Consider the following 13,979-nt stretch of genomic DNA (forward strand, 5'->3'; position numbering starts at 1 on the left):
AGTAAAAGGATGGACAACATATGATTACGTTTGAGAAAGTTACTGTAGAAAATGAAAGCGTTGTTAAAGAAATGTTTAAATCGCATAGTTTAGGTGAGAAAAAGGTACAGTACTGTGTGAAAGTTGATGATACATATATTGGTGTAATAGATTATAGTGTACAAGAGGAACGGGCTGTTTTATCACAGCTAATTATTCATTTTGATTACCAAGGTTACGGTTATGGTACAAATACGTATTTTACATTTGAAGAAATGATGAAACAAAGAAATGTGAAAGAAATAAAAGTGCTAAAAGAGAAATTAACAGAAAAGGCGAAGTCTTTCATAGAGAGTTTTGGTTTTACTTCAGAAGATGAAGAGTACGTAAAGAAAATATAACGATGATTATTTATGCGATACAATAAATATAAGGCAGGTGGATGTATGACGATGACTTCTGGTCTTGTATTAATTGGAGGGTGCTTTATAGTAGCAGAATTATGTCATATAATCATTCGGAAAAGAATGATTAAGAAAAAAAAGCCGTATGAATTACAATACGTCCCTGTCTTTTTCATTATGTTTTGTATGCTTAGTACATTACAAAATCTAATAAACTTTCCACCACTTGTAAATGTTTTTTTAAAGTTCGGTTTACTTTATAGTGGTGTTGGAATAGTACTTTTATTTATTTTATTTTGCATACGTTATGTTCACTATCAATCGTATATATTTATTTTAAATTGGTTAAAGCAAGATGATAGAAACCGCCTTACATAAGGCGGTTTTTTTATTTGCAATTGTAACAGAATTTGTACATTTCACATAAAATAGGACGAGTAGAAATGCAAACATATTACAAGAAAGGGGCGGGGCAATAAAATGAAACTTGTTATAGACGCAGGGCACGGTGGATATGATTCTGGTGCTGTTGGTAATGGTTTAGTAGAAAAAAACTTAACACTTCAAATTGCTAGACGCGTTCGAGACATTTTAACGGTAAATTACCCAATTACAATTAAAATGACACGTGATAGTGATGTGTTTATTTCTTTATCTGAACGTGCTAATATTGCTAATGCTTTCAGTGCGGATTATTTTATTTCATTTCATATTAATAGCGGCGGGGGTACAGGTTTTGAAAGTTATATTTATAATGCGTTATCCAATAGCAGCACTGCATATGCAAAGCAACAAAAAATGCATACAGCTGTCAATCCTGTATTAACAAAATATGGTCTTCGTGATCGAGGAGCAAAAAAAGAAAATTATGCGGTATTAAGAGAAACCGCAATGGATGCAATTTTAACTGAGACTGCTTTTATTGATACAGCTTTTGATGCAAATTTATTAAAAAATCCACAATTTATTGAAGATCTAAGTCAAGCGTATGCAAATGGAATAGCAGCTATTTTTGGAGTAGCTCCAAATCCACAACCTCCTAACCCACAACCGGTACCTCAAACGAAGGGAATCGCTTATGTTCTTGGGAAAAATGTAAATTTAAGAAATGGTCCATCAACTTCTTCCTCAGTTATTCGTCAATTAAATTCTCCAGAATCTTACGTTGTATATCAAGAAAGTAACGGATGGCTAGATTTGGGGAATGGACAATGGGTGTATAATGATTCTTCTTACATTAATTTTGTAAAGACAAGCAATAGTGATGGAAGCCCGATTGGGGTTGCATATATACAAGGGATGAATGTAAATTTAAGAAGTGGTCCATCAACTACATCTGCAGTTATCCGCCAATTAAATTCTCCAGAATCTTATTTAGTATATATAAATGAAAATGGTTGGTTAAACCTTGGTGGAAATCAGTGGGTATATAATGACCCAGCGTATATTAAGTATACTCAATATTAGGAATTGAAATGATAGTGCAATATGGATGCGTATCCTTGTTATGTATAACAAGGATACGCATTTTAATAACAACATTTTTTTCATACTTATGCACTATGTTTTAAAAAGAAACATTAGCAAAGCGGATAGAATCTAAATAGTATATATTAAAAAAGTTTTCTGATATACATTGACAATGTATGTAAGATACATTAATCTTTAAATGTTAATGATAATCGATTTCATCTAGGGAGGACATATGATACATACTAAAAAACTAATTATGTTCTGCATTATGATACTCATGGTTGTAATTGCAGGATGTAGTAAAGAAGAGAAAAAAGAAAATAATATATCAGCGAAAGCAAAAGATTCATATACGGTAAAGCATGCAATGGGTGAAACGACAGTAAATGGTACACCTAAAAAAGTTGTTGTTTTAACAAATGAAGGCGCAGAGGCTCTCCTAGCTGTGGGCGTAACGCCAGTGGGGACTACGAAACCACGTGCTGGTGATGAATGGTATCCTCATTTAGCGAAAGAGTTAAAAAACACGGAAGTTGTAGGAACTGAACGTGATATTAATTTAGAGGCTGTAATGAAGCTTAAGCCAGATTTAATTATCGGAAATAAAATGCGTCATGAAAAAATATATGATCAGCTAAAAGAAATCGCACCAACTGTTTATGCAGAAACATTACGCGGTGATTGGAAAGAAAACTTTACACTTTATACAAAAGCTGTAAATAAAGAAAAAGAAGGGCAAAAAGCTCTTGATGATTATAAAAAACGCATTGAAGGAATGAAAGAGAAGTTAGGCGATAAATTGAATTCTAAAGTTTCTATTATTCGTTTCGTGCCAGGTGATGTTCGTATTTATCAAAAAAACTCATTCTCGGGCGTTGTTTTAAATGATATTGGATTTAAACGACCACCATTACAAGATAAAGATGATTTTGCGATAAAAGGAATTACAAAAGAGCAGATTCCAAATATGGACGGAGACTACTTATTCTATTTCACTTCTGATAAAGATGCAGATAAGAATAATGAAGGAAATTCGTTAGCGAAGGAATGGACAGAAGATCCACTCTTTAAGCAACTACAGGCTTCTAAAAATAATAAAGTATTCCAAGTGGATGAGGTAATCTGGAATACAGCAGGCGGTATTAAAGCTGCGAACCTTATGTTAGATGATATTGAAAAATATTTCCTTAAATAAATGATAAAATACATCACTTTTACGAAGTGATGTATTTTTAGTTTGTGAAAATACAGAAAATTCCTTCTTTAAGGGTGTCATAAGTTGTACAATAAAATCAATCATGTGATAAAGGAGTGGGGAAGAATGAAAGCTACTCATAAAGATTGGATCTTGTTTAATGGGAGAATGATTAATACGAAAGAAGAACAGCCGATGGTAGCATTAGAAGAGAGAGGCTTCCAATTTGGTGATGGGATTTATGAAGTATTTAGACTATACGATGGCAAGCCTCATTTATTAGATTTACATTTGGAACGATTCTTTAACTCTATGGCAGAAATAAAACTAATTCCACCATTTACGAAGGAAGAATTAGTAGAAGAGTTATATCAAATGATTGAAAAAAATCAATTTCAAGAAGATGGCAATGTATATTTACAAATATCAAGAGGTGCACAACAGCGCAATCATGTATATGAATCAGATTTACAACCGACATATTTTGCAAATCTTGTTTCGTTCCCAAGACCAGTTGCTTCAATGGAGGCAGGGATTAAGGTGACAGTAGAAGAGGACATCAGGTGGAAGTTTTGCCATATAAAATCTTTAAATTTGCTTCCTAATATCATGATCAAAAACAAAATAAATGAACAAGGGTATCAAGAAGCAATATTAGTACGAGATGGTATTGTGACTGAAGGGTGTCATTCCAATTTCTTTATCGTGAAGAATAATAAGTTGATTACACATCCAGCGGATCATTTCATTTTACATGGTATTACACGTCACTATGTAATTACATTAGCGAAAGAGTTACATATCGATGTAGAGGAACGAGAGTTTTCATTACAAGAAGTATATGACGCTGAGGAGTGCTTCTTTACAGCGACGCCACTTGAAATATTCCCAGTCGTTCAAATTGGTGATGAACAGTTCGGGGCTGGTGAAAGAGGACCAATTACGAAAAAACTACAAGCTGCATACGAAGAGAGTATTCGTTTGTTTAAAGTGACAAATTAATCATGAAGAAAAAAGCTGGTATTCTTCCGGCTTTTTTTCATGATATAATTCAAGCATAGGACAAGTTTTGAAAACGCTGTAAAAAGGGGATTTAATATATGAATTATGAAGATTTTAAAGAAGTAATTCACGGAAGACGAAGTGTTAGAAAGTTTACAGATCAAGAAGTATCTACTAATGATATAAAAGAAATAATTGATTGTGCTCGTTACGCACCAAGTGATACGAATTCACAAACGTGGGAATTCTTAGTTATCATGAATCGAGAGAAGATTAAAGAAATTGAACAAATGACGTGGGATGCATTACATAAACTTGCGGCAAAAGCAGCAGAAAATGGAGAAGAGAAAGCAGGGAAATTACTTACACGTTCTTTCGGACCATATGCAACAGCTTTCTCGGAGGCACCAGTATTAATCGTATGTTTGGCAACACCATATGAATCAAAGTTCCGTGAAAAGATATTTGATCCAATTGCTTTTGTTCCAAATTCAGTTTGGGAGGAAGAAGGCATTAAGAGTAGCTGTTTAGCGGCACAAAACTTAATGTTAGCTGCACATGCAAAGGGACTTGGTACTTGTCCAATGACAGGGCCAGTATTGCTAGCTCAAGATGAACTGCGCCAATATTTACAAGTTGAGCCTGAAAAACAAATAAATATGGTTATTTCACTCGGATTTCCGAAAGATAAACCGAAGAAACTTCCAAGAAAAGAAGTAGATGAGATTACAACGTTTGTTTTTTAATTGCTGTATAGAAAAGACATTGAATTAAAAATGTCTTTTTATTTTTGAGGGTATGTAATTCATATGTTGGGCTAAAATGATAGATAAGAGGAAATTACTATTTATTTCATAAAAAAAATTAATGTTCTATTAAGGAAAGTATGATACATTAATCGTGAGCAAGATTCTATTTGTTCATGAAAGTGTTGAAAGTAGGCTCAAAATTTAAAAGTTATTTTTGTATAATAAATTATAATGAAGTTACAGGGGGGATGAATTTTGAAAAAATTCATAATCACTGGATTGTCTGTATTGTTATTAGTTGGTTGCGGTGCTCCACAGGAAAAAGAGGACGCTCAATCAAAACAGGAAGAACAAGTTGTAAACGCAAGTGATGAGAATATGGTTGTATTTCCTGAAGGAGCAATGTCAATTGGAGAAGGGAAAGTAAAAGTTATTACTCCAGATGGTACTTCTGAAAACGGCAATATACCGCCTGTATTCATCAAAAAGGATACATTAATTCAGCAAGTTGAATTAGAACTTTCTAATTTTCAAAGTGATAAAGAAACATTCGTATTTGTAGATCAAATGTATACAGATAAACATCAAGTAACTAGTACAACGCAGACAACAGTGCAGTTAAAAGAAAAAACGCTGGAAACAGGTAGTCATACAATTACTGCAGTTCAGTATGAAAACAATGACCCGAAAGGAAAGGTTATTAGTTTTAATCAAGCAACATTTGAGACAAAACCTGCGTCTTAATAAGAATAAAAAGTACATTACTCAAAAAGTAGTGTGCTTTTTTGTTTGGACTAAAGTGGGCAAGAGTGAATAACTTATTTCATTTTCTAATACGATTAAATAGGAAGTAATCACTTGTTACTACTATGACAGAGAAAGAGGTTGAATACGTGAATCGGTGTATTCGTATCATTTTGATTAGCCTAATGATGGCAATAATTTGGTTTACGATACAAGAGTTTATGCAAATAACGCTCAATTATCAAATTCATGACTTGTTAATAGGAGCTATTTGTTTTACCATTGTTTATCTATTATATGATAAACTCGGACTAAGGTAAGTTTCAGAAGAAAAATGTAGGTATTTCATTTGAAATGTCGAATAGTACATACGATGTCGTAATAACAAATTTTCTATTGTTTACTGTGAAACAGAAGAAGGAGAGATAGTGGTTATGAAACGAGCTCTTATTAATATTGATTATACATATGATTTTGTAGCGGAAAAGGGTGCTTTAACTTGCGGGAAACCAGGACAGGAAATTGAGAAGGAAATTGTACATATAACGAAGCAATATATTGAAAATGGAGATTACGTTGTCTTTGCTATTGATAAACATGAAGAAAATGATGTATATCATCCAGAATCAAAGTTATTCCCACCTCATAATATAGCTGGTACAAGTGGAAGAGATTTGTTTGGTGAATTACAAGATGTGTACGAAACATATAAAAATGCAGAGAATGTATATTATATGGACAAAACGCGATACAGTGCGTTTGCTGGAACGGATTTAGAGATGAAGCTAAGAGAAAGAGGAATAGAAGAAGTTCATCTTGTAGGTGTTTGTACTGATATTTGTGTTCTTCATACAGCAGTAGATGCTTATAATAAAGGGTTTAAAATTGTTGTTTATGAAAAGGCGGTTGCATCTTTTAATGCACAAGGGCATGAATATGCACTTGGACATTTTAAGTCATGCTTACATGCAGAAGTGAAGTGAAAAAAGAGGCCTTTAAAAAAGGTCTCTTTTATTTGTCCATGTTCATTGAAAACAGCTACAGCAGAGTGGTCTTGATCCGACAACTTTTCTAAGTTCTTCAATATATCCCATTGTATGTAACCTCCGTAAGAAAAAATAAGAGCAAATAAACTATTCGTTATTATGTAAATATATTCCTCTTTATAAGGGGAGAGATGACATATAACTTATTTGTTTTATTTGGTAAAATATACATCAAAAAAGGTCAAACAAAAACTTTGACCTTTTTTGACCAAATGTTATAATAAAGGCAGAAAGAGATAATCTTTCATTCATAAATAATAAGGAGGAAAAAATATGCGTAATTTATTTCCAGAGATAACAAAACGTCAAAATGGCATTTTTGATTTTGGGCCTTCTTTATTAGAAGGGATGACAGATGCTTTCTTTAAGCCACTGAACATGGATACTTTTAAAGTAGATGTTCATGAGCAATCTGGTAAATATACTGTGAAAGCAGATTTACCAGGTTTTCAAAAAGAAAACATTCAAGTTGATTTTGAACAAGATATATTAACGATCCAAGCAACGAATCATAATGAAGTAGACGAAAAAAATGAGAATGGCACATATATTCGTAAAGAACGTTCTATAGGTTCTGTAACTCGACGCTTTAATTTTAAACAAGTTGAGGAAGAAAATGTTAAAGCAAATTATAAAGATGGCGTACTGACAATTGAATTGCCAAAATTGAAAGAAGAAAAAAGTAGTAAGACAACAATTAATATTGAATAAAAGAGCTGATAAATTCAGCTCTTTTTTTACGTAGTTAATGAATAAATGAGTTGAAATCGTAATGAGATGAATAAAGTTTTAACGTATAAAAAATTTTCACGATTCGCTCCCCCTTAGGTTATTAAAAAGGGTATATTTAAAGGGAAAGGAAAAAGAACACCTAGACATACTGTTTAAGGTGAATTAGTAATAGAGTCAAAATACATAGTAAGGATAGTGGCATTTTAGATTAGGATAATAGATTTTTCTGGAACAAACTTAGGCGATTATGAATTTTTTAATTAGTAAGGAAGTGGTTAAATGAGCTTATTAACGTATACTGAAGAATTTTTTAATTATGTAAGAGAGTTTTTACTTTTAAGATTTTTACTATTTGCTTTAGTTTTAATCATTATTTCTTTTGTAATAAACCGTATTATTGATTGGTTTTTTAGGAAATCAAGCTTTTTTGATGAAGAGGTAGAGCAGACGATTCAAAGTGTAATTCGATCTATTTTTAGATATATCATTATCATCAGTCTTATCATATATTTAATTAGCCAATTTGTAGATATAAAAAGTATTATTGCAGGTGCAGGGATAGCTGGAGTTGTCATCGGTTTTGCTGCACAACAGATGCTAAAAGATGTTATATTAGGCTTTGCAAGATTAGCGGACAAAGAGTTTCGGGTTGGTGATTTTGTAACTTTTAACGGAACAAATTCAGGAACTATTGAAGAGATTAGTATTCGTTTTATGCAAATTCGTGAATGGTCAGGAAAACTACTTACCATCCCGCACGGAGAGATTAGAACGATACAAAATTTTAATAAAGGATGGATGCGTGTAATTGAACGCATCACGGTAAGTTATCAGGAAGATCCAACAAGAGTGAAGGAATTGTTAGAAGAAGTATGTGTTATATGCAATGAAGAATTGAATCAAACTCTTTATAGAGTAGAGGATGAGGCTGTTGAACCATTTAAATACGTCGGTGTTACAGACTTAAATCCTAACTTGAAATATGTTGGCTATGAATTTTGTATTACAGGTTTAATAAAGCCAGAAGATTATTTTGAAACTTCTAGACAAGTAAGATTTGAATTAATGTCTATGTTCCATAAGAATCAAGTGCAAATGCCAGCAGCGAATATGGTTGTTACTACTGAAGGTTTACAGCATATCCATGGTGGACAATCTTTATCGGACAGCTAAAGTAGAATCGTTTGTTAACAAAAATTCTGCTTCCAACATTGGATAGAATAACAATAATAAAATGATTGATATAAAGAAAGGGCTGAAGGAATTCGGTTCTTTTTTTATTTATAGAATTTAGAAATTTCTTAATGTTATAATTGTAGTTGGTGATGAGAATGAACTTTGAAGAAAAAGAGATGCGTCGTTTAGAAGCATTAAAAGAAATTGCTGAATTATTAAATGAAGCAACAAACTTACAGGATATGTTAGAAAAAGTGTTGCATACATTGTTACAAGTAATGAATTTACAAACAGGGTGGATATTCTTTATTGATGAAAGTGGAAAGCACAGCATGCTTGTAGACGAAAATTTACCAGAGGCTCTTACGTGGCAAAAGAAGAAGCCGATGTGTGAAGGAAACTGTTGGTGTGTAGAACGTTTTGTGAATGGGAGATTGGAAAAAGCGACTAATATTATTGAATGTAAGCGAATAGAAGATGCAATTGAATGTAATTGGGGAGAGACAGAAGATGTTACACATCATGCGACAATTCCGCTTAGGTCTGGATCAGAAAAATTTGGTCTACTAAATGTGGCTGCACCTCATAAGACTCATTTTTCTGAGGAAGAGTTAGCGTTATTAGAATCAATTGCATTTCAAATTGGAACGACAATACAACGTATTCAATTAGTTGAGAAAGAACGTAAATATGTAGTGGTAGCGGAAAGAAATCGACTTGCACGTGATTTACATGATTCAGTAAAACAATTGTTATTTTCTATTATGCTAACAGCGAAAGGTACTCTGAATATGACGCAAGATAGAGAATTGCAAGAGATGTTAAGTTATATTGGGGAATTATCACAAGAAGCATTACAAGAGATGAGGCTATTAATTTGGCAATTAAGACCTGAAGGATTGGAGAAAGGATTAGCAGAAGCAATTCAAAATTACGGGAAGTTATTAGGAGTTCAAGTGGAAGTTCGAATTGATGGGATGGTTTCAATTGGGGATGAAATAGAAGAAGTTTTATGGCGTATTAGCCAAGAGGCGCTACATAATTGTAAAAAGCATGCTTCGTGTGAAAAGGTACATATTCTTTTGAAAATAGAAAATAACCAGTTACATTTTTACATAGAAGACAATGGAATAGGATTTATACAAGAACAAGTAAGGGAATCAGCACTTGGCCTGAAAAGTATGAAGGAACGTATTCAGTTAATGAAGGGGTCGTTTCAAATTATAACAGAGTTGAAAAAGGGTACAAAAATAGAAATTCAATTGCCGATTTGAAGGGGAGAATAAGGTTGAAGATTAAACTGCTACTAGTTGAGGACCATCATATCGTTCGAAGAGGACTTGTATTCTTTTTGAAAACGAGAGAAGAATTTGAAATTATTGGGGAAGCGGAAAATGGCGAAGAGGCATTACATTTCATGCAAAAAGAAAGACCAGATGTCGTACTAATGGATGTATCGATGCCGAAAATGGATGGAATTGAGGCAACAAAACGTCTAAAGCAATATGATGAGACAATAAAGGTACTTATATTAAGTAGTTTTTCAGAGCAAGATTATGTTATACCAGCACTTGAAGCTGGAGCAGATGGTTATCAATTAAAAGAAGTACAACCTGAGCAACTTGTCGCTTCTATTATTGCAGTACATCAAGGAAATGCGAATTTTCACCCGAAAGTAACACCTGCATTAATGGGGCGTTCTGCAGTAAAGAAGGAAGTAGAAAATCCTTTTTCAATGTTAACGAAAAGAGAGCAAGAGGTACTTCGCGAAATTGCGAAAGGAAGAAGCAACAAGGAGATTGCAGCAGAACTTCATATTACAGAACAAACTGTGAAAACACACGTTTCAAACGTTTTAGCTAAATTGGAAGTGGATGATCGTACGCAAGCCGCATTATACGCAGTGAAACATGGAGAGAATTATTCATAAGCATGAATAATTCTGTTATATCGTATGACAGAATACATAGGAGCAATTAAAATTTATAGTAATCCCTAATATAGGTTTTTCTTCTTTCGATAATTAGGTACAATAAAGTGAAACTCTAATCAGTGGGGGACCATCCCCACTGATGATTAGTTTAACTAATCGGTTTTTACAGGATAAAGCTACGATGGAAGGGGAGGATATGCTATGCCTGGTACAAGAAGTGGGATTGGAAAGATTCAGGCTTCGTTAAATGGTTTATCACCGAAATTGCGAAGTATTGCCGAACATATTTTGAAACATCCACAAGATGTTGTACATAAATCTATTACAGAATTAGCTGAAGTTACGAATAGTTCCGAAGCTACGATATTCCGCTTATGTAAAAACCTTGGTTTGCAAGGTTTTCAAGATTTAAAGATTACATTAGCTCGTGAAATTGTACATACACCGATGCAAAATATTCATGAAGAGGTATCAGCAGAAGATAGTATGGTAACTGTTGCTAAAAAAGTTTTTCATTCGCATATTACAGGACTGCAAGATACTTTACATTTGCTTAATGAAACGGCACTTGAGCAGGCTGTACGAGCCTTACAAGAAGCAAGTCGAATTGAGTTTTATGGAAATGGTGGCTCTGGTATTATTGCAATGGATGCGTATCATAAGTTTATGAGAACGGGTATTTCTTGTATCGCTCATACTGATTCGCATTTTCAAATTATGGGAGCAGGTTTACTCTCAGAAAATTCAGTTGTTATTGGTATTTCTCATTCTGGTAGCAATAAAGGATTACTTGAAGCGTTAGAAGTAGCGAAAGCAAGAGGAGCCAAAATTATTGCGATTACGAGCTATAAGAAATCAGCATTAAGTCAACTTGCTGATATAACGTTATATACATCAACACGTGAGACTGAATTCCGCACAGAAGCAAGTTCATCACGATTAGCACAGTTAAGCTTATTAGATACTTTGTATGTAGGGTTGTCGTTGCAGCGACAAGAGGAAACTCTAAAAAATTTACAAAGTATACGTGAAACGATTTCGATGAAGCGAATATAAAAAAAGCTCTTCAAATGAAGAGCTTTCAGACTGTAGACAAACTATTTTTGGAGAGTTCAAATGCTAAAAATAGTTTGTTTCTTATTTTAGGGATAATTTATCCAATGGAATTTATATGTAGAGCTTTCTATACTATAATTTACTATAAGTGAGGAAGATGTCTTATGAAAATATCTGTTTATGTTGCAAGTGCATTTAGCAAGGAGCATAAAGGCGGAAATAAAGCAGGAGTGGTATTTATTGAGAATACAAATACATTGACCACTACTCAAAAAATCGAAATAGCCAAACAACTGGGTTATGCGGAAACCGCATTTATATCAGAATCTGAAATTGCTGATTATAAATTTGAGTATTTTACTCCAAAAGAAGAAGTTGATTTATGTGGTCATGCCACAATTGGCTCTTTCGCGATACTGATGTATTTAAATAAACTTTTCAGGAATCGCTATACGATTGAAACGAACAGCGGTGTTCTTACTATCACTATAAAAGATGACATCATATTCATGGAACAAAATAAACCGAGATTCTATGATGTTGTATCTCCAAACGAGTTCATCGACTGTTTTGATAGTAAAGATATAGACAATAAATACCCAATTCAAATTGTCTCCACTGGCTTAAAAGATATTTTAATTCCTATAAAAAGCGAAATACAATTACATGCACTGCAACCTAATTTTGAAAAAATTAAAGAAATCAGCAAGTATTATAATGTTGTCGGGATGCATTTATATACTTTTAATGACAATCGAATTATATGCAGAAATTTTGCTCCACTATACGACATTAATGAAGAAGCAGCGACTGGAACTTCAAACGGTGCATTAGCTTGCTATCTTTATGAACAGCACTATTTGCAAAAAGAAGTCTATGTATTTGAACAAGGTTATTCTTTACACTCGCCTTCCGAAATATTAGTTAAATTAGCAACCAATAGCAAGAATAAAATAGAAAAAGTTTATGTTGGTGGCAAAGGCTATTACTGTGAAACTAAGTGTTTAAATATAGAAAATATTGAGTGAAGAGCTTTTTTATCGATGAGAAGTTTGTTACTTTATTTTCTTTTAGAAATGTATGACTTACTTATAGTCAGTGATAAACTCTCATTTTTAAAAATTTAAAATAAAGACCGATTTATGTAATAATTCAAATATTGTTCATAATTTCACAAATTGTTTATGAAGTGTCATGTTATGATGAAGATGTAATGATGATTGAACACTTAAATTTGGTACAATAACTAGCCAAAGTAGTGAAGAAAGTAGTTGTGAGATAAACTCATTAAAATGCTAAAACACTAAAGGGGAGATCACATATGAAAGCAGTAGTGGTTAATAAAAACAGCAAAGCAAACATCGAAGTGATTGAAAAAGAATTACGTCCGTTACACTCAGGTGAAGCGTTAGTAGATGTAGAGTATTGTGGAGTTTGCCACACTGATTTACACGTTGCGAATCATGATTTTGGTAACACTGATGGCCGTATTCTTGGTCATGAGGGTGTAGGTATTGTTACGAAAATAGCTGATGATGTTACTTCACTAAAGATAGGTGACCGTGTAAGTATTGCATGGATGTTCCAATCTTGTGGACGTTGTGAATATTGCGTAACTGGTAGAGAAACATTTTGCCGTGAAGTTAAAAACGCTGGTTATTCAGTGGATGGTGGTATGGCTGAACAATGTATCGTTACAGCTGATTATGCGGTAAAAGTACCAGAAGGATTAGATCCTGCTCAAGCATCATCAATTACTTGTGCTGGTGTAACTACATATAAAGCTATTAAAGTATCAGATATTAAACCTAGTCAACCTATTGTAATCTATGGCTGCGGTGGATTAGGTAACTTAGCTATCCAATATGCTAAAAATGTATTTGGTGCAAAGGTAATCGCAGTAGACATTAATGACGATAAATTAGCCTTAGCGAAAGAAGTTGGTGCTGATATGACTATCAATCCAATTTCTCAAGGTCCTGCTGATAAAATTGTGCAAGAGAAGTTTGGTGGCGCTTATGCTGCGGTAGTAACAGCAGTCTCTAAAGTAGCCTTTAACTCAGCAGTTGATGCAGTACGTGCTTGCGGTAAAGTAGTTGCAGTAGGGCTACCAGTAGAAACAATGGACTTAAACATCCCACGACTTGTACTGGATGGAATTGAAGTAGTTGGTTCTCTAGTTGGTACTCGTAAAGATTTGGAAGAGGCGTTTATGTTTGGGGCAGAAGGAAAAGTAGTGCCGGTTGTTCAAACTTGTTCGCTAGATAAAGTACAAAATGTATTCGAAGAAATGGAACAAGGTAGAATTCAAGGGCGTATGGTAATTGATTTTAAAAAACATAATTGTGATTGCAAATAATTCACTTTAAATATAAAAAACATGAGTCTAGCAAAGGACATGTAAAAAAGTTAGACAGCATAAGAAGATGATCCCTGTATTTAATAGGGATCATCTTCTTTATTTTCTACTAATATCGATGCCAATTAATA

At 33.5% G+C, this 13,979-nt stretch carries 16 protein-coding genes; all 16 read left to right on the forward strand.

The genetic code is table 11. The features are described 5' to 3' along the window. Nucleotides 1–20: 20 nt before the first annotated feature. The 16 genes from BC_RS11060 (at nt 21) to adhP (ending at nt 13,848) form a co-directional block, all read left to right on the forward strand. Nucleotides 21–380 (forward strand): GNAT family N-acetyltransferase, encoded by a 360-nt coding sequence (locus tag BC_RS11060; RefSeq protein ID WP_000627520.1) that lies wholly within the window; start codon nt 21–23, stop codon nt 378–380. A 51-nt stretch (nt 381–431) separates the two neighbouring features. Next, a complete protein-coding gene (locus BC_RS11065; protein WP_000200456.1) occupies nt 432–761 on the forward strand; it encodes a hypothetical protein in 330 nt (109 codons plus the stop codon). Between the two features lie 102 nt (nt 762–863). Next, a complete protein-coding gene (locus BC_RS11070; protein ID WP_000779891.1) occupies nt 864–1,850 on the forward strand; it encodes an N-acetylmuramoyl-L-alanine amidase in 987 nt (328 codons plus the stop codon). 238 nt (nt 1,851–2,088) lie between these two features. Then, nucleotides 2,089–3,051, forward strand: a complete 963-nt coding sequence (locus BC_RS11075; RefSeq protein WP_000581989.1) for an ABC transporter substrate-binding protein — start codon at nt 2,089–2,091, stop codon at nt 3,049–3,051. Nucleotides 3,052–3,177: 126 nt separating this feature from the next. Next, the gene (gene dat, locus BC_RS11080; RefSeq protein WP_000648386.1) at nt 3,178–4,053 is read left to right on the forward strand and encodes a D-amino-acid transaminase; all 876 of its coding nucleotides are present in this window, start codon (nt 3,178–3,180) and stop codon (nt 4,051–4,053) included. Between the two features lie 98 nt (nt 4,054–4,151). After that, nucleotides 4,152–4,799, forward strand: coding sequence for a nitroreductase family protein (locus BC_RS11085; RefSeq protein WP_001105288.1), 648 nt, complete (start codon nt 4,152–4,154; stop codon nt 4,797–4,799). Between the two features lie 258 nt (nt 4,800–5,057). Then, nucleotides 5,058–5,546 (forward strand): hypothetical protein, encoded by a 489-nt coding sequence (locus BC_RS11090; RefSeq protein ID WP_000713493.1) that lies wholly within the window; start codon nt 5,058–5,060, stop codon nt 5,544–5,546. A 125-nt stretch (nt 5,547–5,671) separates the two neighbouring features. Then, a complete protein-coding gene (locus BC_RS28315; RefSeq protein ID WP_011110070.1) occupies nt 5,672–5,866 on the forward strand; it encodes a hypothetical protein in 195 nt (64 codons plus the stop codon). 114 nt (nt 5,867–5,980) lie between these two features. After that, on the forward strand, nt 5,981–6,529 hold the full coding sequence (locus tag BC_RS11095) for a cysteine hydrolase family protein (protein WP_000816763.1): 549 nt from the start codon (nt 5,981–5,983) through the stop codon (nt 6,527–6,529). Between the two features lie 336 nt (nt 6,530–6,865). Next, the gene (locus BC_RS11100; protein ID WP_001245055.1) at nt 6,866–7,303 is read left to right on the forward strand and encodes an Hsp20/alpha crystallin family protein; all 438 of its coding nucleotides are present in this window, start codon (nt 6,866–6,868) and stop codon (nt 7,301–7,303) included. Nucleotides 7,304–7,603: 300 nt separating this feature from the next. Continuing rightward, nucleotides 7,604–8,497: a mechanosensitive ion channel family protein gene (locus BC_RS11105; protein ID WP_000055427.1), complete on the forward strand. Its 894-nt coding sequence runs from the start codon at nt 7,604–7,606 to the stop codon at nt 8,495–8,497. A gap of 179 nt (nt 8,498–8,676) precedes the next feature. Continuing rightward, the gene (gene casK / locus BC_RS11110; RefSeq protein ID WP_171287445.1) at nt 8,677–9,774 is read left to right on the forward strand and encodes a two-component system sensor histidine kinase CasK; all 1,098 of its coding nucleotides are present in this window, start codon (nt 8,677–8,679) and stop codon (nt 9,772–9,774) included. Between the two features lie 14 nt (nt 9,775–9,788). Next, nucleotides 9,789–10,430, forward strand: a complete 642-nt coding sequence (gene casR, locus BC_RS11115) for a two-component system response regulator CasR (protein ID WP_000694623.1) — start codon at nt 9,789–9,791, stop codon at nt 10,428–10,430. Between the two features lie 204 nt (nt 10,431–10,634). After that, entirely contained in the window at nt 10,635–11,489 is an 855-nt protein-coding gene (locus BC_RS11120; RefSeq protein ID WP_001119646.1) for a MurR/RpiR family transcriptional regulator, read from the forward strand. Between the two features lie 164 nt (nt 11,490–11,653). Further along, nucleotides 11,654–12,517 (forward strand): PhzF family phenazine biosynthesis protein, encoded by an 864-nt coding sequence (locus BC_RS11125; protein WP_000704350.1) that lies wholly within the window; start codon nt 11,654–11,656, stop codon nt 12,515–12,517. Nucleotides 12,518–12,810: 293 nt separating this feature from the next. Beyond that, a complete protein-coding gene (gene adhP, locus BC_RS11130) occupies nt 12,811–13,848 on the forward strand; it encodes an alcohol dehydrogenase AdhP (RefSeq protein WP_000649120.1) in 1,038 nt (345 codons plus the stop codon). The last annotated feature ends 131 nt before the right edge of the window (nt 13,849–13,979 follow it).

Origin of the sequence: Bacillus cereus ATCC 14579, assembly GCF_000007825.1 — a bacterium.
Lineage (GTDB): Bacteria > Bacillota > Bacilli > Bacillales > Bacillaceae_G > Bacillus_A > Bacillus_A cereus.

What these genes read in the sequence shown, in the direction of transcription:
- BC_RS11060 (WP_000627520.1), top strand. Translation starts at nt 21, where the DNA reads ATGATTACGTTTGAGAAAGTTACTGTAGAAAATGAAAGCGTTGTTAAA.
- BC_RS11065 (WP_000200456.1), top strand. Translation starts at nt 432, where the DNA reads ATGACTTCTGGTCTTGTATTAATTGGAGGGTGCTTTATAGTAGCAGAA.
- BC_RS11070 (WP_000779891.1), top strand. Translation starts at nt 864, where the DNA reads ATGAAACTTGTTATAGACGCAGGGCACGGTGGATATGATTCTGGTGCT.
- BC_RS11075 (WP_000581989.1), top strand. Translation starts at nt 2,089, where the DNA reads ATGATACATACTAAAAAACTAATTATGTTCTGCATTATGATACTCATG.
- dat (WP_000648386.1), top strand. Translation starts at nt 3,178, where the DNA reads ATGAAAGCTACTCATAAAGATTGGATCTTGTTTAATGGGAGAATGATT.
- BC_RS11085 (WP_001105288.1), top strand. Translation starts at nt 4,152, where the DNA reads ATGAATTATGAAGATTTTAAAGAAGTAATTCACGGAAGACGAAGTGTT.
- BC_RS28315 (WP_011110070.1), top strand. Translation starts at nt 5,672, where the DNA reads ATGACAGAGAAAGAGGTTGAATACGTGAATCGGTGTATTCGTATCATT.
- BC_RS11095 (WP_000816763.1), top strand. Translation starts at nt 5,981, where the DNA reads ATGAAACGAGCTCTTATTAATATTGATTATACATATGATTTTGTAGCG.
- BC_RS11100 (WP_001245055.1), top strand. Translation starts at nt 6,866, where the DNA reads ATGCGTAATTTATTTCCAGAGATAACAAAACGTCAAAATGGCATTTTT.
- BC_RS11105 (WP_000055427.1), top strand. Translation starts at nt 7,604, where the DNA reads ATGAGCTTATTAACGTATACTGAAGAATTTTTTAATTATGTAAGAGAG.
- casK (WP_171287445.1), top strand. Translation starts at nt 8,677, where the DNA reads ATGCGTCGTTTAGAAGCATTAAAAGAAATTGCTGAATTATTAAATGAA.
- BC_RS11120 (WP_001119646.1), top strand. Translation starts at nt 10,635, where the DNA reads ATGCCTGGTACAAGAAGTGGGATTGGAAAGATTCAGGCTTCGTTAAAT.
- BC_RS11125 (WP_000704350.1), top strand. Translation starts at nt 11,654, where the DNA reads ATGAAAATATCTGTTTATGTTGCAAGTGCATTTAGCAAGGAGCATAAA.
- adhP (WP_000649120.1), top strand. Translation starts at nt 12,811, where the DNA reads ATGAAAGCAGTAGTGGTTAATAAAAACAGCAAAGCAAACATCGAAGTG.